Raw genomic sequence first — 18,495 nt, 5'->3', positions numbered from 1 at the left:
GCTGATGGGCCGATCTGAGATGTCTCCGGTCGGTTGGCCGCTACTGGTTGAGCACTTTTTCGTCCAGTGCCTCGCCGAGCGCGGTCGACATATCCCAGAAGGCTGGCACCGAGAGGCGCGGATAGACGCTGGCCGGCAGCATGTGGGTTTGGGCGGATGCGGAGATCAGGTTGTCCGTCACGTCGGTGCGAGGGGACCGCGAGGCCTTGTTTTCCAACTTCCAAAGCTGGAATTCCTTGCTCATCGCCATGTCGACCAGCAGGAGTGCTGCCGCAACATGCTTGGCGTTGGCTGGCACGATCATGGCGTCGCCCGAACCGACCTGGCCTTTTTCCAGCAAGGTGAGGCGAAAGGTATCAGGCAGTTGTTTCGTCGAGAGGAAGGTCATCACCTGGTCTTCCCAGACCGTGCCCATGTACAACTGTTGATTATTGATCAGGTTGAGTGTGTCGGCATTGCCATTGGTGAGTTCGGCGACGGACAGCAGGCGGCGGTAGTAGCTCCACACCGGATCGAGACAATCCGATTTCATAGCCCAATCTTCGGCTTCCTGAGCGGTCTGGGCATAGTTGGTCAATTGCTTGCGGCAATCACCGGTGAGGTAGCTGAGCGCCACGGAGTAGATGAACCCGCTGCCGGATCCACCCTTGGACGGAAGGGTGACGCCAAGACGTTTTGGATGCTTCTCGGCCCACACGAGCAGTTCGTCGAAATTCTTCGGGACTTCCTCCGGCTTGACGAAAGCAGCGTCATAGCCGATCGCCGTCTGATTGAGGTGAACCAACGGAAAGCTGCCGCCGTGCGGTTTGCCGAAAACAGTGTCGGCAAGCGTCGGATCGTAGCTCCTCATATTCGGCAAGATCTTGGTCAGCGCAATATTGCCTATCACGCCTTTCGAAGAGAGAAGCGGAAAGCTTCCCCCTCCTGTGAAATAGGCATCCACAGGCGCATCCTGCCCGGCCTGCTGAACGACAATGAGTTGCTGGTTGGCCTGCTCGCCATTGACGTCGTGATATTCGACGTTGATGCCATATTTGGCTTTGAAGCGGGTGATCAGTTCCTGCCACGTATCGCTGAAGCTGCCAGCGAAATTGTACATCGTTACCGTACCCTCGGCCTTCGCGGCGGGAACAATGATGTCGTAGAAATTGTCGCGGGTCACCTTTGCCAGATCGAAGTCGAGATTTTTCATATTCGTATCTGCTGCTATACAAGGCGAAGCAAACATCGCCAGTAAGGCAATCGCACAGGACTTCAATGACATGGGTTCCCCTCAGCCGCATTGGAAGATGGGGCTAAATACTACACATTAGGTGTAATATTTATGACAGTTTCGTGAAGTCTGCTTGAGAGCGATACTCACCGTTGCAGATAATAAGCCTACCGGTTAATCCAGACGCCATGGTTTCAGCAACAGACGCCTCTTTTGAGCTCGATCGCCGCCCTCTCGCCAGCGATAATGAGCGATTGATACTTGATATCGTCAGACGGCACGGGCCGATCGCGCGTGCGACAATTACTGCGCACACAAACCTGGCCCAGCAATCGGTTCACCGGCTGGTCGAGGGGCTGATTGAGCGCGGGTTGCTCCAGACCGGCAAACCGCTACGAGGCAGCCGGGGCCAGCCAAGCCCGACGATTGAACTGGTCAAGACCGCAGTCTTTTCGATCGGGATATCCATCAATACCGATTCGGCGGTGTTGTGCATCTCGGACTTCGGCTGTGGCGTCGTTGCCCAGGAGAAGCTTTCAATCGCACCGCATGACCGGACGGAAACACTGGTCGCCCTGACCCGGACACTGGATGCGTTGCTTGTGAAGCACGCAATTGCGCGCGAACGGCTGATTGGCCTCGGCTTTTCCATGTCCGGCTTTTTCGTTTCGAAAAACCACATTTTCAATGCACCGGAACCATTGCGGCAATGGTCCCTGATCGATCTTCAGCCGATCATGGAAAGTGCATTCCGATTGCCTGTCTGGTTGGAGAATAATGGAACCACGGGCGCGATCGGCGAGAGCCTTCGCGGCGTCGGTCTGTGGTGCCAGACATTTGCCTATCTCTCGTTCAATTACGGATTCGGCGGCGGCCTCATCCTCGATGGCAAGCCATTCCATGGTTTCTATGGAAACGCTGGCGAATTGAGCGGCATTTACAACGCGGATGAGGCAGCGCGCAGGCCGGCGCTTCAGTATCTCATGCAAAGGCTGCTGGAGAACGGCGTTGATGTCTCGTCGGTGGAGATGCTCTGCGAAACGTTCGATCCGGCGTGGCCGGGCGTCAGCGACTGGCTGACGGAAGTAATGCCGCAACTCAATCGGCTCATCGCAAGCTTGATTGCGGTCATCGACCCCCAGGCGATCGTGCTCGGCGGCCAGTTGCCTCGCGCGCTCGGAAACATGATGATCGAACGCGCCGTCATGCCCTCGACGCGCAAGCACCGCTACGACATTGGACCGCAGGAGGCCAAACTTCTCCTTAGCCAGACCGATGGCGATGCAGCAGCTCTCGGCGCCACCCTATTGCCGCTCAAAGTCCGATATTTCCTTTAGAGACTATCTCAAAGCCTCGAGCATCCCGACCCGCGCCACGTATCTAGCCCGTCAGCGCTGCATGGACGGATAGTCGCTTGCGAACGCATAAAGGACCGCCGGCGCGAGCCAATCAGCGTTCGACGGCAGGCCAGACTCGAAGCCATCTGATGATGGATCGGCCTCATGCGGCCATAAATTGTAGTCCGCTCACCCGGTTTCTCGTTGCCTGCCGGGTCGCACGTTGCAAATGAGCAATGTCCCAACATCGCTTTGTACCTAAATTGCATCACCGAGTAAGTCGGCGTATTTTCTGTGTAACGGCTGGCGTTTCAGCGGATCGTGCAATGCCCAAATGCATCCGATATGCGTTGGCGCTCGCGACCCGGTTTGTAATCACTCCCCCGCGCAAATCTGTTTGACGCGCATTTTCACTTGTCGGCAGGCTCATTATTAGCCTGCTACATTTATGGGGGTTGATACGTGAATATGGTAAAACCGCTTCTGGGCTTTGGGTCCGCGCTCTTTGCAATCTCCCTTGCCCACGCTGCCAAGGCAGCCGATGCAGCAATTGCTGCAGAGCCCGAGCAGCTTGAATATGTTCGTCTCTGCGACGCCTATGGCGCAGGCTATTTCTTCATTCCAGGCACTGAAACCTGCCTCAAGATCAGTGGCACGGTGCGAACCGAGGGAAAATGGCATAATCCGTATAACCCGGGAACGGGTGGCGACTACGGCACGCTTTGGCACTCGCGCGCCCAGATCGCGGTCGATACCGCATCGGATACCGAATACGGCGCGCTGAAGACAGACAGCATCTACCGCTTCGACTGGCAGGAAGGCGTGACAACCGATAAACTGGTCTGGGCCAATATCAGTCTGGCTGGCTTTACCATTGGCAAGATAGATTCGGCATATAACCTTTACATGGGTTACGCCGGAAACGTCATGAACGACGATATCGTCTATGACGGCCCGCCCGAAATCAACCAGATTACCTACAACTACGATGCCGGAAACGGCATCACGGCTGTCGTTTCGCTGGAAGATACGAACTCTGGCGCTGACCTGTCCGCCTATAACGGCGCCTGGGTCCAGTCCAAGACCAACGAATATATTCCGAACGCCGTTGCCGGTATTGGTTTTAAATCCGGTGCCTGGCAGATCCGCTTTGTCGGTGGTTACGATGCTATCGTTGAAGAAGGAGCCGTCAAAGCGCGCGTCGATGCAGATTTCGGCATCTTTAAAGCGTTTCTGATGGGCGGTTGGAACACGGACGGCAACAAGCTCAACAAATATGCCGGCTCGAACCTTGATCCGTCGGCTTGCCCGGCTGGCCATGCCGAACTGTGCGGCTGGGGCGACTGGGCATTGTGGACCGGCGTCACTCTGCCGATCGACGAGAAACTGCAGGCAAATGGCCAGGTAGCCTTCACCGACTCGAAAATCCTTCAGGTGACAACCAATATTCGGTGGAGCCCGGTTAAAAACATGCTGGTCGAGCCGGAAGTTACCTATACCAAGTTCGACTCGGTAAATCAGGAGCAATGGGCTGGCATCCTGCGCCTGCAACGCAGCTTCTAGTGCGACGACAATTACTCTGAGACAAACAGGAGAAGCCTGGCATTTCGCCCGGCTTCTCCAACACGCTTCGAGCCGAAGTCTGCAACTTTGTTGTTCTGACCAACAGCGCTCGATGTGCCGCTTACGACTTTCATACGAGTGCCGAGATGGAATGGTAAAACTGCTCTCGGCGCGCAGAGATGCCTACATCCTCTGTTCCTGATGGCTCACCTGAGCGGAGATGCAAAATGAAATCAAATGAAGTCGCCAACTGCTGGGAGGCCAACGCCGAAGCCTGGACCCGGCTGACCCGTGCTGGCTATGATGTCTATCGCGACGTTCTCAATACGCCGGCTTTCCTGGATATGCTCCCTCCGGTGGCTAACCTGAAGGGGCTGGACCTGGGCTGTGGCGAAGGGACGAACACGCGTGCGGTCGCACGTCTCGGTGCACACCTTACCGGGCTCGATATCGCGCCAACTTTCATCCGACATGCCCGCGAGGCGGAGCAGCAGGATCCCATCGGTATCGACTACGTGCTGGGCGATGGCCTGACGATCGATTTTCCGGATGCGAGCTTCGATTTTGTCGTCGCCTTCATGTCGATGATGGATATGGCAGATCAACGAGCGGTCTTCTCCGAGGTGCAAAGGGTATTGAAGCCGGGTGGATTCTTCCAGTTCTCGATTTTACACCCATGCTTTGTACCGCCAACCCGGAAGAATATTCGCAACGAAGCAGGCGAACCCATCGCTGTGCAGGTCGCGGACTATTTTGAAGAACCGGACGGCCAGATTGAGCGATGGACCTTCTCCGCGATACCCGCAGAACAGCGAGTGACGGAGAAGCCCTTCGAGGTACCGAGATTTCATCGAACGTTGACCACTTGGGTATCGATGATCGTCGAAGCCGGGCTGCAAATTGAAGCGTTTGGCGAACCTCGCGCAACCAAACAAGTCGCCAAATCTCAGCCATCTGTGGCGGACACGCGCATTGCCCCACTCTTTCTCCACATCAGAGCACGAAAGCCGTAGGCTCGTCGTTGACCGATCCTGGGACGAGAACATCAGCACGCCGGATCTGCCTACGGTTTCGCAATGAACCCTCTTGCATGGCGGTGATGCGGCAGGGGCCGTTTCGCTACAAATCCTGCGATTTTGGTCGTTCGAGCTTCGTCCAGCTGGACTTCGAGGCAAGGCGGTTGATCGGGCGTTCCACCAGCAGGTAACAGACTTCTGCGATGGCAAGGGCAGCGACGATTGAAACGATGGCGTTCATGTGGCCCAACCGGTCGAACTTGAGGACGGCGGCGAGCACGATGCCGTGGGTGAGATAGAGCGAATCTCAGGCATCCCCTCATTTTGAGATGACGTAGGGCGGGAAAGATGATTCTGCATTTCCGTTCGAACGGAGAGCAGAGTCAGATGAACGGCAAGGCGGAGTTTTCTTCTGAAGCGGTGCATTCCTTTGTTGACGAACTTTTTGGCGAGGGCCTGCACGCGAAGCGGGTAACGTCGCTGGCGAAGGCGACGGTTGGCACGCTGCAGGCGTCGTCGCTGGCGGTGAGCGCGATTGGCCACGGTCTTGCGCTGGCCGAAGGAGGGCTCTCGCGTCATGCGATCAAGCAGGTCGACCGGATGCTGTCGAACGACGGGATCGAAGTCGACGCGCTGATGGCCGACTGGGCCGACTATTGTCTTGGTAGCCGCACCGATATCGTCGTCGCCATGGACTGGACCGACTTCGATGCCGACGGGCACTCGACCCTGATGCTGTCGCTGCTTACCGAACATGGCCGGGCGACGCCACTCCTGTGGTTGACGGTACGCAAGGCGGAGCTGAAAGCGCGGCGCAATCAGTATGAATACTGGATCGTGACCCGGCTTGCCGAGCTGTTGCCAACAGAAGTGAAGGTGCTGCTCGTCGCCGATCGCGGCTTTGGCGACGCCAAGCTCTACGGCGTCCTAAAGGACGAGCTGCACTTCGACTATGTCATCCGCTTTCGCGGCAACATCCAGGTGACGACCGGCGGTGAGAGCCGTCCGGCGAAGGAGTGGATCGGCCCCTCGGGACGTGCCAGGCTGCTGCGCGAGGCGACAGTCACGGCGCAGGGATGCCCCGTCGGTGCGGTCGTGTGCGTCCACGCCAAGGACATGAAAGAGCCATGGTGCCTCGCAACCAGCCTGACCAAGGTGACGGCAAAGATCCTCATTGATCTTTACTCCCGGCGCTGGGGCATCGAATGCGCGTTTCGCGATGCCAAGGATTGGCGGTTCGGGATGGGCATGTCGGCAACCCGCGTCTCCACGCCCGCTCGGCGCGACAGGCTGTGGTTGATCGCCGCTCTTGCCATTGTGCTCCTAACCCTGCTGGGCGCTGCCGGAGAGGCCATCGGCTACGACCGCCATCTGCGCACGAGCACGACATCGCGACGCGTGCATTCACTCTTCCGGCAGGGCGTGATGTACTATCAACTGATCCCCAACATGCCCGAGGAAAGATTACGCCCTCTCATCCTACAGTTCGAGACGCTCTTCCGCGACCATCAAATCCTCAAACGTACTTTCGGGATCATTTGAATGAGGGGATTCCTGAGAGAGCGAATAGGACGCATCGCCGAGTTTCTCCAGAGGCGACAGCAGGCGCGCGGGCCAGCGCCCGCAATCCTCGAGCGCAATGCAGCTTGCAAGCAGCAGCCCGGCGGGTAGCCCCCAGACGATAATGCGGTAGGGCGTCATGTCGATGTGGGCAAAGGCTGTTGCGGCCAGGAGGACGACGCTGCCGGCCAGGCCTATCAGTGCGACGCCAGCGGGGATGGGTTTGCGCAACTGTGAAATGCCGAGACCGAGGACAAACTCCAGCAGCATCGGCGTGGTCCACTGGATCATGGCGGGCGCCTGCCAGTCGTAGAGGCCGAGGGCGACCAGTGCGCAGAGCAGGGCGGAGGCGACCACAATCGGACGGGTGGTGAAAAGCGCTGCCGCAAAGACGGCATAAAACAGCATTTCGAGGTTCAGCGTCCAGCCCGGCACGAACAGCGGCCAGATGTGACCGCCGGGGTCGAAATGCGGAATGAACAGCATCGACAGGATGATCCGCCGGGCATCGAACGAGAAGTTTGACAGTAGGCCGAGGGCCGATGCGCCGCAGACGGCAAAGGTGACGAGCCAGTAGAGCGGGGCTATCCTCAGCAATCTTCTGGCCAGGAAAACACGCGGCGTCTCGCGCGTCCCGACGGTGCCCATGATGAAGCCCGAGATCAAAAAGAATATGTCGATGCCAGCTCCACCAGCATCAAAAGCGCCGTCGCTTAAATGATAGAAAAGGACAAGAAGGGCTGCAATTGCCCTCAGGCTCTGTACAGAACGTAATTTTTCCAAAATGAAATCCAGGTACGGTTGCTCTTCAAAGACGACCGATAGCCCCGTGACGTGACCATATTGTGCTGTTCTGTCATTGGGGTGGCGGTGGCTGATTTTGCCACCATCGCCCGTTGCGTCATGCCATCCTCGTTGACTGGTGTAGCATGGTGGTCAGTTTGACCAGCTGAAAGCCTCGCCACGGCTCGTCTTCGAGCCAACTAATGGTCTATCGCGTGATAAACAGTGAGGCGAAGAATAGGCTGTGAAAGCCTGCCTTTCTCACATGACGAGGATGGCATCACACACACCAGATACGTTGTTCGAGTTTATCAAGCTGCTCCCGATCGGGTGCAGACCACTACGGTATTATTCAATTGTGCGACTTATGATCCCGTACAGGATCAATGACTGAGTTGCTCCCATACGGGATCAATGTCCATTGATTTGGCGGACCTCCGCTGCTATGTTCCCGCTCGGGAGCGAAATATGGCAAAGAACCCTAAATTTCCGAAGAAACAGCACGCTCTTGTTGGCACTGATAATGTCCAGGATTTGGCGCGACGGCTGGCGGCCGGCGAAGCTTCTGCCGATGTGATCAAACGCATCAACGAAAGTATGGCCGCCCATAGCAGCATCATCAAAACGATATCGTCGGCCGGAGAGATCGCCAAGGTATTATCGCAGATCAGCGAGACCGGGAAGATCATGGAGAGGTTCAAGGTCTCGCCCCCAAAGGTCGATCTTAAGCTCCCCGATCCTTCGCAAAGGATACAGGCCTCGCTACCGCGGCCTCTCGACGACTTGCCGTCGTATATCCCGCCAACGATGGCGGACACCTGCCCGGACGTGCCTCACTCAAACCTTTCAAGCGCACCCAAGAAAGCCACGCAGATCAACACGCCGGGCGATCTCGGCCAAATGATACGCCGTGCCCGAGAAACGCGCGGGCTTTCCCAGCAAGCCTTTGCGGACCTAGCCGGCGTTGGTCGACGGTTCATTTCCGAACTTGAAAACGGCAAGGCAACGCTCGAATTCGACAAGGTGCTGACGGTGCTGCGGGCCGCCGGCATCTCGATGTTTGCAAGAGACCGATGACGTCGATGGATGTTCTGGCTCTTGATGTTCGCCTCGACGGCTACGACCACCCTGTCGGCATTCTGGTACGCGATCCAAACGGCGCAATCGCATTCGCCTATCGCAGCGACTATGTTTCCCGTAGCGATGCCACGCCGTTGTCGCTATCCTTACCGCTTGGGACAAATCCATTTGAAGATTTGGTTGCTCGGCCATTCTTCGACAATCTGCTACAAGAGCGGGACAGCGCGTTGTCGGACATCATGGCGCGCGAGGGACTGTCGCGTGACGATGTTGTGGGGCTTCTGTACCATCTCGGCAAGGATTGCGCCGGTGCGCTCTCCATCCTGCCGGCCGGCGCGGCACCGACAAAGGTGCCCGGCGAATACGGAAAAGATTACCTTCCGCTCGACCTCAACCGCCTTGAGGCGATCGTCGATGCGCTACACAAGCGCAAACGCTTGCCTGCTGGAATAGAAGACCCGTCGCCCCTGGCAGGCATGCAGAGCAAGATCGCTCTGACACTCCTGCCGGACGGATCACTTGCCGAGCCTGTTCCAGGCTCAGGCGCACCGACCACACATATCCTCAAGGTGCCGGACCAGGACCATCTGCAAGACGCCCTTCTTGAGAACGAGGCAATGCGCCTGTCGCGGTCGCTCGGTTCCGATACCGCCGACACGGTGGTTTTGCCACTCGGCGGGCTTAATACGCTGCTTGTGACCCGATTTGACCGGGCCCTTAACCAGCAAAACCGCATCGTCCGAATCCATCAAGAGGACTTTGCCCAGGCCTTGGGCTTGCCTGCGTCCCTGAAATACGAACGACGTGGGGCAGGCAACCGCCGCTTCGACGTGTCTGCGATCCGACGAGTCCTCGAAGCGACGATTGATCCGGCCGGCGCCAAGGAGATTTTCATCCGGGCGACACTGTTTGATCTCCTGGTCGGCAACGCCGACGGTCATGCCAAGAACTTCGCCCTGCTTTACGAGCGGGGAGGTCGCATACGCATGGCGCCACGCTATGACATCCTGCCAACTCGACTGGATGAGGCTTTAACGGATGAGCTCGCCTATCGGATCGGCGAAGCGGAGACGCTCGACGAGATAACGACCGACAATTTCGACTTATTCCTCAAGACGCTTGGTGTCGATGGTGCCGCCGCGCGCCGGCGCATCCGCGTCAACTACACCACATCCATTGGCGGCGAGCTTGACGACCATCTAGACGATCTTGGACAACGCGGCCTGAAACGGCTTGCGGATCTCATCGCATCGAACATCAGGACGCTTTTCGATGCGTTCGGACTGGAGGTTCCAGAGAAAGCGAGGGATCGCGATGCCTTTATCGGCAGAGGTGGCGGATGGCTGTTAAGTTGATTGCGGCGGCATAGCCTTGACGACGGCGGCGGTGAAGTAGCGTCGTTTCGACACTGGCCAACAAGAGCCTTTGGCAAGCCACGCAGCTCTCAGCTAATCGCTCAGACGCGCAGGCAGAACTCCGTGACCCGGGATGCAGAACTTTGATGTGTTCGACCAGCCAGGCCTCATGCGGGATTTCGTAGGGGCAGAATAGCGGGCGCCGACATCGTCGGGCAGAGTACGAAAAGACGGAAATTGTCCCACTTTTGGCGGTGGAAAAGCCAAATAAAAGTCAAAGAAAATATGATTTTGGTGAGATGGTGGGCGATGACGGACTCGAACCGCCGACATCCTCGGTGTAAACGAGGCGCTCTACCAACTGAGCTAATCGCCCGTCGCATTCGCTGGGAAACTTCCAGCTGCGTTCGGTGGCCGCTTTCTAGTCTTTGCGAAAAAAATCTGCAAGAGCGAATGTTCATAATTCTCGGCTTTTTTTCGGGTGGTGACAGCGGTCGGTCGCAAATTCCCTCGCCTGTCAGGGCGACCGTCTATCGCCACTCGGCCGGTCATACAGTGGCCTCCCGATCAGGGGATCCGGTGGTTCCGGCGGCCCAGCTTATCGGAAGATATCCTGCACCAGCATGGACGTTTCCGGAACCAGCGTTACGATCATCAGCGTCACCCAGAGTGCGAGCATGAACGGCCAGATCGACTTTACCACCGTGCTGACCGGTACTTCGCCGATGGCGCAGCCGAGGTAGAATGCTGCTCCAACCGGTGGTGTGTTGAGGCCGATGGTCGAGTTCAAGAGTACAATGATGCCGAACTGGACGGGATCCATGCCGTAATGGGTGACGATCGGCAGGAAGATCGGCGTGCACACCAGGATATGGGCGGCCATATCGAGGAAGATGCCGAAGATGAACAGCGCGATGTTGACGAGGATGAAGATCACCCAGGGCTGCGTGCTGATATGGCTGAGCGCATCGCCGGCCATGTCGGCAACGCCGTAGATGCTCATGAGGTAGCCGAACATGGTGGAAATGCCGATCAGAAGCAGCACCACGCCCGTGGTTTTCGTCGCCTTGGCCACCGCCTTCAGGAAGCTCTCAAAGGACAACGTGCGATAGACGAACACCGTCAACAAAAGGGCATAGAGTACGGCGACGGCGCCAGCTTCTGCGGCGGTAAAGACGCCCGAAAGGATGCCGCCGACGATGATGACGATGATGAAGAGGCCGGGCACGGCTGCCGCAAGGCTTCGCCAGACTTCGGTCCAGCCGGGGAAGACGCCCTTGGCATAGCCGCGCGACCGCGCCACGAAGTAGGCGGTCATCAGGTTGGCGATGGTGAGAATCAGGGCGGGAATCGCGCCGGCCATGATCAGCGAATTCATCGAGACGAGGCCGCCGGCCGCCAGCGAATAGATGATCATGTTGTGGCTTGTCGGCATGAGAGCGCCGACGAGAGAGGAATAGGTGGTGACGTTGACCGCATAATCGGCATCGATGCCTTCGCGCTTCATCAGCGGAATGAGCGCCGAGCCCATGGCGGAGACGTCGGCGACAGGCGATCCGGAAACGCCCCCGAACATCGTGCAGGCTACGACATTGGTCATGCCGAGACCGCCCCTGACATGGCCGACCATCGCCTTAGAGGCGCGGATGATGCGGTCGGCAATGCCGCCATACATCATCAGCTCACCGGTGAAGATAAAGAACGGGATCGTCAGGAAGGAGAATGTCCCCATGCCAGACGCCATGCGCTGGAAGACGACCGCCAGTGGCAGGCCCTCATAAAGCACGGTGGCAATGGAGGAGAGGCCGATGGCAAAGACCACCGGCATGCCGAGTATCAGGCCTACGACGAAGGTCGCGCAGAGAATGATCAATGCCATGAGGGGATTACCTTGATTTTCAGGATGGCGGCGATGATGCGTTCGACGGCGAATAGGGCGATCAAAAGGCCGCCGGCGGCCAGCGGCACGTAACTCCAAGCCTGTGAAATCGGCAGGCCGGCATTGAGGTAGGGTGCCATCTCCACCGCAAGCTCGGCGCCGCTGTAGGCCATCGACAATCCGAAGACGATCATGCCGAGATAGACGATGATCTCTGCAGCCATCCGAAATGGCTCGGGCGCCAGATTGAGCAGCGAATCCATGCCGATATGCCGCCCGTCGCGCACGCCGACGGCCGCCGCAAAGCAGGTGACATAGAGAATGACGACCAGCGCGAAGATTTCCGTCCAGGCCGGCGAGTCGTTCAGCACGTAGCGCCCGAAGATCTGGTAGAGGACGGCCGCAACGATCAGCAGCGTACCGAGCACCGCAAATTTCAGGCAGATCCGCGAGAGCCAGGCGTTGAAGGCGAAGAAGCGGCCAAGCGGGCCCGTCGTATTGACGGTCGTCCGGATCGTCTCGGCACGCGCGGGGTCGATGGGCGGTGCATGCGGATGCGCAGCCATGGGCGGTCTCCTCGGATGATGATCGTCAGGCGGAGTGGATAGCCGTCACCGCCACGCAGTGGTCAGGGCCGACGCGCTGTCACGCGCCGGCGGAGACGTTATTTCGTGGCCTTGATGGCGGTGATCATGTCCTTCAGGGCGGGATCGGTGACGAACTGATCGTAGATCGGCTTCATCGCGGCCTCGAACGGTGTCTTGTCGATGGTGATGACCTCGACGCCGGATGCCTTGACCTTCTCTTCGGACGTCGTTTCCATGGCGTCCCAGAGCTGGCGCATATAGGTGACCGATTGTTTGGCGAGCTGGCGGACCTGCGTCTGTTCGGCCGGTGTGAAGCTGTCGTAGACGCGCTTCGACATCAACAGGACATCCGGGGACATCGAGTGTTCGGTGAGCGAGTAATACTTCGCCAGCTCATAGTGGTGGAAGTTGTAGTAGCTCGGCCAGTTGTTTTCGGCACCGTCGATCAGCCCCGTCTTCAGGCCGGTATAGACTTCACCCGTCGGCATAGGCGTGGCGTTGGCGCCGAGCGCCTTCATCATCGCCACCCAGACATCCGACTGCTGGACGCGGATCTTCATGCCCTTCAGGTCTTCCATCTTGCGCACCGGCTTGGTGGTGTAGAAGGAACGCGAGCCGGAATCGTAGAAGGCAAGGCCGACCAGTCCGTGGGCATCGCAATCGGCGAGGATCTTGTCGCCGATCGGCCCGTCGAGCACTGTGCGCATCTGCGCCTTGTCGTGGAACATGAAGGGCAGGACCGGCACCATCATCGCCGGGCAAATGGTGTTCAGCGTTCCGGCATTGACGCGGATGAAGTCCAGCGCGCCGAGCTTGACCTGCTCGATCGTGTCCTTCTCGCTGCCGAGCTGCGAGTTCGGGAACACCTTGATGGTATATTTTCCGTCCGACGCCTTGCTGAGCGCGTCGCTCATGAACTGCACGGCTTTGACGGTCGGGTAGTCCGGTGCCTGGACGTCGGCCGAGCGGAACTGGCGCGCCTGTGCCGGCGCGAACGTGCCGAGTGCCAGCAGGCCGGCAAAGGCAGCAGTGATGATCTTGCTGTGCGTCATTGTTTCTCTCTCTCCCAGTACGAAACAAAATGGCCGTGCGCTTTGGCTCTGTCAGAGAGCGAGGCGCCGGTTAGGCGTAGAAATCGATGTTGCAGGGGATCGGGACGTTCAAACGCTACTCGACGCCCCGCTGTCCTCCCATGCCGATGCCGAAACCTCCCCGTTCCGGCAAAACCTCAAGCCACCGTGCCGTTGGCAGGCAAAAATCCAAAAAGCTGCTGCGGATTATCGACCAATGCCAGCTTTCGGGCATGGTCATCCGAAAGCCAGCCAAGCACGGTATCCGCCAGCGCAGCATCGTCAGGATATTGCTCCTGCTCCCGCGCCAGATTGTGCGGCCAGTTGGTGCCCCAGACGATCCGCTCCGGCGCATGGGTTGCGATTGCACGGGCGACCGCCGCGATATCGGCAAAGTCAGGACCGCCGGATTTCGACGATTCATAGCAGCCGGCAAACTTAAACCAGCAACGGCCGCCATCGATGAGCCGCTTCAGCGCTGCGACCTCTGGTCCGTCAGGCGCCGCGCCCGCAAAAAACTTGCCGTGATGATCGAGAACCCACCGTGATTTCAGCGTCGCGAGCCGCGGTTCATGGCTGATGATGTCGCTGCCGTCGAACTGTATCGCCAGCATCCAGCCCCGGACATTTGCCTTTGCGTCAATATCCTCGAGAGCCTCCAGCCCGATCCCCCCGCCAGGCAGATCCATGATCCGCGCTCCCACGACGCCGGCCTTAGCGAGCGCGTCGAGTTCGGCGTCGGTCGTGTCTGCATCGATGACCGCAACGCCGCGAGCGCTGCTGCCCATTTCGGCCAGGCAGGCCATCAGGTTGCCATTGGCGCGCTGGTGGGAATTGCCCTGCGTGATCACCACGCGCTCGATGCCGAGCCACCCCATCAGCTGACGATATTGCGATGGTGTCGGCAGGTCGTCGGCGGGCAGAGGCGGTCCGCCGGGAAGTGCCGGGAAGCCGGGCAGGTACATATGCGTCTGGCTGTCGATCGCACCGGCGGGAAGGGCGATGCGCGGCTTGCGGCCGGAGAGGGGGCGGACGAGCATGTCAGTCGTCTCCCATGCGGAACTCGGCGAGTGCCGCGCGGTCGATCTCGATGCCGAGCCCCGGACCATCCGGTATCGCCACGACGCCGTCGACGTGTTCGATGGGCGTCGTGATGACGGCCTGGCGGAAAGGATTGTCGGTGCGGTCGAATTCGAGGATCGGCTCGATAGGATTGACCCGCACCGGGTTGGGGATCATCGACGCCATGAACTGCAGTGCTGCGGCGATATGGACCGCAGTGCCCCAGACATGCGGCACGACGCGCACGCCATGCAGCGCCGCCATGTCGGCGATGCGGCGGGCTTCGGTGAAACCGCCTACGCCGCAAAGGTCCGGCTGGATGATGTCGATGGCGCGGCTCTCGATGGGCTCCTGCATGCCCCAGCGCGTGTGCCAGGTCTCGCCTCCCGCCACCGGGATAGGCTGGCCTGCGCGCACCGCGCGATAGGCGCCCAGTTGTTCCGGCACGACGGGCTCCTCGAACCAGTCGATGCCGTGTTCGGCGGCGCGCTTGCCGAGCGACACTGCCTCGATGACATCGTAGCCGTGGTTGGCGTCGATCATCAGCCGGGTGTGCGGTCCGATGGCTTCGCGCACGGCGCGGATGACGCGCAGGTCCTCCTCGACATCGAAACCGATCTTGATCTTGACCGCATGAAACCCTGCCTTGGCATGGGTTCCCATCTCGTTGGCATTGTCCTCAATCCGGTCGACGCCATCGCGTTTGAAGCTGCCGGTGGCATAAGCGCGGACGCTCTTGCGGAAACGACCGCCCAGAAGGGTGGAGATCGGCACGCCGAAATGCTTACCCTTGATATCCCAGAGCGCAATGTCGATGCCGGACAGGGCGGTAATGGAAAGGCCTCGTTGGCCCTGGTCGCGCAGCGCGTTGTAGAGGACCGCCCAGATCTTTTCGGTCTCCAGTGGATCGGCACCGATCAGCCGGCTTGTATAGGCAGCCACAACTGCCGCATTCGGTCGCGCGGGGCCGAGGCATTCGCCCCATCCGATCGTGCCGTCGTCGCAAACGATCTCGACGAGCATATGCGCGCGGCGGTCGAAGCGCATCGATGCACTTTCGAAGGGCACCGGCAGGCGGTATTCGAGCAGGTGCGTGTTGACGGCAGCGATCTTCATCGGCCTAGCGCTTCCAGGGCGAAATGAGCTTCTCGAGCATGGCCTCTTCGTCCCGCGTCAGGTCTTCCAGCGGCGGCCTGACCTTGCCGGCATCGAAACCCTGCAGCCGCACGCCGGCCTTGATGGCAGCGACGGCATAGCCCTTGCGGCGATTGCGGATCGCCATGAACGGATAGAAGAAGTCCTTGAGGATCGTCTCGCAACGGGCACGATCGCCGGAACGGAGTGCTTTGTAAAAGTCGACGGCAAGATCCGGCACGAAGTTGAAGACGGCCGACGAGTAGGTGGTAAAGCCGGCGCCGAGATAGGCTTCGGCGAAAAGCTCGGCCGTCGGCATCCCGCCGAGATAGGTGAGACGATCGCCGAGGGTCGCGGTGATCTGGCGGACGTTGCCGATCTCGCCGGTGCCATCCTTGAAGCCCACCAGATTAGGGCAAGCATCGCAAAGACGCTGCAGGGTGTCGACCGACAGCACCGAGTTGTCGCGGTTATAGACCATGACGCCGATATCGACCGACTGGCAGATGCGCTTGATGTGGGTGAAAAGACCTTCCTGCGGCGCATCGATCAGGTAATGCGGCAGCAGCAGGATGCCATCGGCGCCTGCCTTCTCTACGGCCTGCGCCAGTTCGACGCCGACATGGGCGCCGAAGCCACAGCCGGAGACGATGGCGGTCGAGCCGGCCGCTTCCTTGGCGGCCTTGACGATTGCCGGAATTTCATCGGGCGACAGCGAGAAGAACTCGCCAGTGCCGCCAGCTGCAAAAAGCACCGGCGCATCGTAGCTGGAAAGCCATTCGATGTGGCGCTGATAGCTTTCCGGCTGGAATTTTTCGTCCGCCCCGAAATGGGTGACGGGAAAGGATAGAAGGCCGGCACCAAGCGCGGTCTTGATTTCTTGTGGTGTCATCGGGTTCCCCTCCAGGCTCCTCCAGCTGCATTTGTCGTATAGGCAGCAGAGCCCATTGTCAACAACTCATCATACAGGTTTGCGTTGCCCGCGCAACAGTGTGCGGTAGCGGTCCTGGCTGCCCCTGAGGTGGCGGCGCATGGCGGCCCGGGCGGCTTCCTCGTCGCCGGCAGAAATGGCGGCGACGATCTGTTGATGCTCGTCGTCGATGAGGAGGATGTAGGTCGACTGGTCGGCTTCGTTCTCTCCGTCACGGATGGCAGCACGGGGAATGATGCGCGGTCCGATCATCGACAGGAATTCGCGAAACCGACCGTTATTGGTCGCTTCGGCGATGGCCAGATGCAGCGCGAAGTCGGCCTCGCTGGTCGGCACCCCGGCGTCGAGACAGTCGCGCACGGCGTGGTGGCGCTCGAAGATAGCCTCTTCCTGGGCCGGCGATCGGCGTAGGGCAGCAAGGCCCGCCGCCTCGACTTCGACGGCTGTTCTTAACTCCAGAAGCTCGATAACCGAGGAAACACGGGCGTGATCGAGGCTGCCGAAGGCCTGGATCTGGGCAGGCGGGTCCAGCACGAAGACACCTGCACCCTGTTGCGCCTCGACCAAGCGGTCGGCGCGAAGAGCAGCGATGGCTTCGCGCACCACCGTTCGGCTGACCCCGTGGGTTTCGGTCAGTTGCGCTTCGCTCGGCAGCTTGCTGCCCGGGGGGAACTGGCCGGCGGCGATGGCGCGGCGCAATGTGTCGCTGAGACGGGCCACCAGGGTCTGCGACTTTGCTTCGGTTTGTGACTTAGGCTGTAGGGCCACGCCGTCGGTTCCTTCGATCTGCAAGACTTCTATCGTGGAAATGCCTATATCATATCGGCGACATAAGCCATGACGAAGCTGCATCGTTGACGCAAATCCGCCAACATGTATGATGAGTTGGAATGGGTTTGGAGGAGTTGGATATGAAGAGATTGCTGGTGACCGGCGCTGCCGGCGGTTTGGGCCGGGCAATGCGCACACGTCTGGCGTCGATGGCGGATGTCATCCGGCTGTCGGATATCGTCGAGCTCGGTAAGGCTGAAGCCCACGAGGAAGTGGTGACCTGCGACCTCAGCGATGCCGAGGCCGTCGATCGGCTCGTGGAGGGTTGTGAAGGTATCCTGCATCTGGGCGGCATCTCCGTCGAAGACAAGTTTTCCAAGATCCTGAATGCCAACCTGCTCGGCCTCTACAATCTCTACGAGGCGGCCCGTGCCCACGGAAAGCCGCGCATCCTGTTTGCGAGCTCGAACCACACCGTCGGTTTCTACAGGCAGGATCAGCACCTCGACACAGTCGCGCCGATGCGCCCCGACGGGCTTTATGGCGTGTCGAAATGTTTCGGCGAGGCCCTCGCGCACATGTACTTCGACAAGTTCCAGCAGGAGACTGCCATCGTGCGGATCGGCAGCTGCATGGAAAAGCCATCCAATCATCGGATGCTGTCGACTTGGATGTCCTTTGACGATTTTGCCAGCCTGATCGGCTGCGTCTTTCGCGCGCCGATGCTGGGATGCCCGATCATCTGGGGCGTGTCGGACAATGACAGCCGCTGGTGGGACAATTCCGCCGCCTCCTTCCTGGGTTGGCATCCGAAGGACAATGCCGAGCGCTTTCGTGCCGAGCTGGACGCGGCCGTCGTTCGCCCCGATCCCCGTTCGCCCATGGCCGTCTACCAGGGCGGGCAGTTCACGCAGGATCCGATCTTCGTCGAGGATTGAGGCAACTCTGCCCACCCGCTAAACCCGGCTGCCTCCTCGAGACAGCCCGCAGTCGCGGCCTCTGCTCGCGGCTGTGTCACACGCATGCCGCATTTTTTTTGCGAGCGCTCTCTGCCCCCGAGCCCACGCAGACTGCAAAACCTCCAAATCTTTATAGCTTTTTTATATGGGCCGCCGCGATCACGTCTCGAACGTTTATGCGGATCGGGTACATAT

At 59.4% G+C, this 18,495-nt stretch carries 17 protein-coding genes and 1 tRNA gene; 7 read left to right on the top strand and 11 right to left on the bottom strand.

The features are described 5' to 3' along the window. Positions 1–40: 40 nt before the first annotated feature. The gene (locus PR018_RS24220) at positions 41–1,264 is read right to left on the bottom strand and encodes an extracellular solute-binding protein (RefSeq protein ID WP_142831440.1); all 1,224 of its coding nucleotides are present in this window, start codon (positions 1,262–1,264) and stop codon (positions 41–43) included. A gap of 137 nt (positions 1,265–1,401) precedes the next feature. On the opposite strand from PR018_RS24220, the gene PR018_RS24215 reads away from it, so the two are divergent. The 3 genes from PR018_RS24215 to PR018_RS24205 all read left to right on the top strand — a co-directional run bounded on the left by PR018_RS24215 (position 1,402) and on the right by PR018_RS24205 (position 5,126). Further along, positions 1,402–2,550 (top strand): ROK family transcriptional regulator, encoded by a 1,149-nt coding sequence (locus tag PR018_RS24215; RefSeq protein ID WP_142831441.1) that lies wholly within the window; start codon positions 1,402–1,404, stop codon positions 2,548–2,550. Positions 2,551–3,018: 468 nt separating this feature from the next. After that, complete coding sequence (locus PR018_RS24210; protein WP_425064173.1) at positions 3,019–4,113, top strand: porin; 1,095 nt, start codon at positions 3,019–3,021, stop codon at positions 4,111–4,113. A gap of 227 nt (positions 4,114–4,340) precedes the next feature. Beyond that, positions 4,341–5,126, top strand: a complete 786-nt coding sequence (locus PR018_RS24205) for a class I SAM-dependent methyltransferase (protein ID WP_142831443.1) — start codon at positions 4,341–4,343, stop codon at positions 5,124–5,126. A 106-nt stretch (positions 5,127–5,232) separates the two neighbouring features. On the opposite strand, the gene PR018_RS24200 is transcribed toward PR018_RS24205, so the two are convergent. Beyond that, the gene (locus PR018_RS24200; RefSeq protein WP_153816492.1) at positions 5,233–5,370 is read right to left on the bottom strand and encodes a hypothetical protein; all 138 of its coding nucleotides are present in this window, start codon (positions 5,368–5,370) and stop codon (positions 5,233–5,235) included. 146 nt (positions 5,371–5,516) lie between these two features. Between PR018_RS24200 and PR018_RS24195 the strand changes: the two genes are divergently transcribed. Then, a complete protein-coding gene (locus PR018_RS24195; RefSeq protein WP_142832625.1) occupies positions 5,517–6,671 on the top strand; it encodes an IS4 family transposase in 1,155 nt (384 codons plus the stop codon). Here PR018_RS24195 and PR018_RS24190 read toward each other — a convergent pair. After that, the gene (locus PR018_RS24190; RefSeq protein WP_279621449.1) at positions 6,609–7,472 is read right to left on the bottom strand and encodes an acyltransferase family protein; all 864 of its coding nucleotides are present in this window, start codon (positions 7,470–7,472) and stop codon (positions 6,609–6,611) included. The genes PR018_RS24195 and PR018_RS24190 overlap by 63 nt on opposite strands. Positions 7,473–7,940: 468 nt before the next feature. Here PR018_RS24190 and PR018_RS24185 point away from each other — a divergent pair, with 468 nt between their 5' ends. Then, a complete protein-coding gene (locus PR018_RS24185; protein WP_202617196.1) occupies positions 7,941–8,549 on the top strand; it encodes a helix-turn-helix transcriptional regulator in 609 nt (202 codons plus the stop codon). Continuing rightward, a complete protein-coding gene (locus PR018_RS24180) occupies positions 8,546–9,907 on the top strand; it encodes a HipA domain-containing protein (protein ID WP_142831336.1) in 1,362 nt (453 codons plus the stop codon). The genes PR018_RS24185 and PR018_RS24180 overlap by 4 nt, the downstream gene beginning before the upstream one ends. A 300-nt stretch (positions 9,908–10,207) precedes the next feature. On the opposite strand, the gene PR018_RS24175 is transcribed toward PR018_RS24180, so the two are convergent. The 8 genes from PR018_RS24175 to PR018_RS24140 form a co-directional block, all read right to left on the bottom strand. Next, a tRNA-Val gene (locus PR018_RS24175) sits at positions 10,208–10,283 on the bottom strand. Between the two features lie 222 nt (positions 10,284–10,505). Continuing rightward, positions 10,506–11,786, bottom strand: coding sequence for a TRAP transporter large permease (locus tag PR018_RS24170; protein ID WP_142831335.1), 1,281 nt, complete (start codon positions 11,784–11,786; stop codon positions 10,506–10,508). Then, positions 11,777–12,352 (bottom strand): TRAP transporter small permease, encoded by a 576-nt coding sequence (locus PR018_RS24165; protein WP_142831334.1) that lies wholly within the window; start codon positions 12,350–12,352, stop codon positions 11,777–11,779. Before PR018_RS24165 ends, PR018_RS24170 begins: the two co-directional genes overlap by 10 nt. Before the next feature lie 98 nt (positions 12,353–12,450). After that, positions 12,451–13,425 carry a TRAP transporter substrate-binding protein gene (locus tag PR018_RS24160; RefSeq protein WP_142831333.1) on the bottom strand — a complete coding sequence of 325 codons (975 nt, stop codon included), beginning with the start codon at positions 13,423–13,425 and terminating at the stop codon, positions 12,451–12,453. 176 nt (positions 13,426–13,601) lie between these two features. Next, positions 13,602–14,483, bottom strand: a complete 882-nt coding sequence (locus tag PR018_RS24155; protein WP_142831332.1) for an amidohydrolase family protein — start codon at positions 14,481–14,483, stop codon at positions 13,602–13,604. 1 nt (position 14,484) lies between these two features. After that, entirely contained in the window at positions 14,485–15,621 is a 1,137-nt protein-coding gene (locus tag PR018_RS24150; RefSeq protein WP_142831331.1) for a mandelate racemase/muconate lactonizing enzyme family protein, read from the bottom strand. Between the two features lie 4 nt (positions 15,622–15,625). Continuing rightward, positions 15,626–16,531, bottom strand: coding sequence for a 5-dehydro-4-deoxyglucarate dehydratase (gene kdgD, locus PR018_RS24145; RefSeq protein WP_142831330.1), 906 nt, complete (start codon positions 16,529–16,531; stop codon positions 15,626–15,628). 69 nt (positions 16,532–16,600) lie between these two features. Continuing rightward, positions 16,601–17,338, bottom strand: coding sequence for a FadR/GntR family transcriptional regulator (locus PR018_RS24140; RefSeq protein WP_142831329.1), 738 nt, complete (start codon positions 17,336–17,338; stop codon positions 16,601–16,603). A gap of 143 nt (positions 17,339–17,481) precedes the next feature. On the opposite strand from PR018_RS24140, the gene PR018_RS24135 reads away from it, so the two are divergent. Further along, positions 17,482–18,279: an NAD-dependent epimerase/dehydratase family protein gene (locus tag PR018_RS24135; RefSeq protein WP_142831328.1), complete on the top strand. Its 798-nt coding sequence runs from the start codon at positions 17,482–17,484 to the stop codon at positions 18,277–18,279. Positions 18,280–18,495: the final 216 nt, after the last annotated feature.

It is taken from the genome of Rhizobium rhododendri, from assembly GCF_007000325.2.
Taxonomy (GTDB): Bacteria; Pseudomonadota; Alphaproteobacteria; order Rhizobiales; family Rhizobiaceae; genus Rhizobium; species Rhizobium rhododendri.
This window is presented reverse-complemented; position numbering and strand designations above follow the sequence as displayed.

Bases quoted from the DNA above. Each gene is read 5' to 3' on its own strand.
- PR018_RS24220 (WP_142831440.1), bottom strand. From the start codon at position 1,264: ATGTCATTGAAGTCCTGTGCGATTGCCTTACTGGCGATGTTTGCTTCG.
- PR018_RS24215 (WP_142831441.1), top strand. From the start codon at position 1,402: ATGGTTTCAGCAACAGACGCCTCTTTTGAGCTCGATCGCCGCCCTCTC.
- PR018_RS24210 (WP_425064173.1), top strand. From the start codon at position 3,019: ATGGTAAAACCGCTTCTGGGCTTTGGGTCCGCGCTCTTTGCAATCTCC.
- PR018_RS24205 (WP_142831443.1), top strand. From the start codon at position 4,341: ATGAAATCAAATGAAGTCGCCAACTGCTGGGAGGCCAACGCCGAAGCC.
- PR018_RS24200 (WP_153816492.1), bottom strand. From the start codon at position 5,370: ATGAACGCCATCGTTTCAATCGTCGCTGCCCTTGCCATCGCAGAAGTC.
- PR018_RS24195 (WP_142832625.1), top strand. From the start codon at position 5,517: ATGAACGGCAAGGCGGAGTTTTCTTCTGAAGCGGTGCATTCCTTTGTT.
- PR018_RS24185 (WP_202617196.1), top strand. From the start codon at position 7,941: ATGGCAAAGAACCCTAAATTTCCGAAGAAACAGCACGCTCTTGTTGGC.
- PR018_RS24180 (WP_142831336.1), top strand. From the start codon at position 8,546: ATGACGTCGATGGATGTTCTGGCTCTTGATGTTCGCCTCGACGGCTAC.
- PR018_RS24170 (WP_142831335.1), bottom strand. From the start codon at position 11,786: ATGGCATTGATCATTCTCTGCGCGACCTTCGTCGTAGGCCTGATACTC.
- PR018_RS24165 (WP_142831334.1), bottom strand. From the start codon at position 12,352: ATGGCTGCGCATCCGCATGCACCGCCCATCGACCCCGCGCGTGCCGAG.
- PR018_RS24160 (WP_142831333.1), bottom strand. From the start codon at position 13,425: ATGACGCACAGCAAGATCATCACTGCTGCCTTTGCCGGCCTGCTGGCA.
- PR018_RS24155 (WP_142831332.1), bottom strand. From the start codon at position 14,483: ATGCTCGTCCGCCCCCTCTCCGGCCGCAAGCCGCGCATCGCCCTTCCC.
- PR018_RS24150 (WP_142831331.1), bottom strand. From the start codon at position 15,621: ATGAAGATCGCTGCCGTCAACACGCACCTGCTCGAATACCGCCTGCCG.
- kdgD (WP_142831330.1), bottom strand. From the start codon at position 16,531: ATGACACCACAAGAAATCAAGACCGCGCTTGGTGCCGGCCTTCTATCC.
- PR018_RS24135 (WP_142831328.1), top strand. From the start codon at position 17,482: ATGAAGAGATTGCTGGTGACCGGCGCTGCCGGCGGTTTGGGCCGGGCA.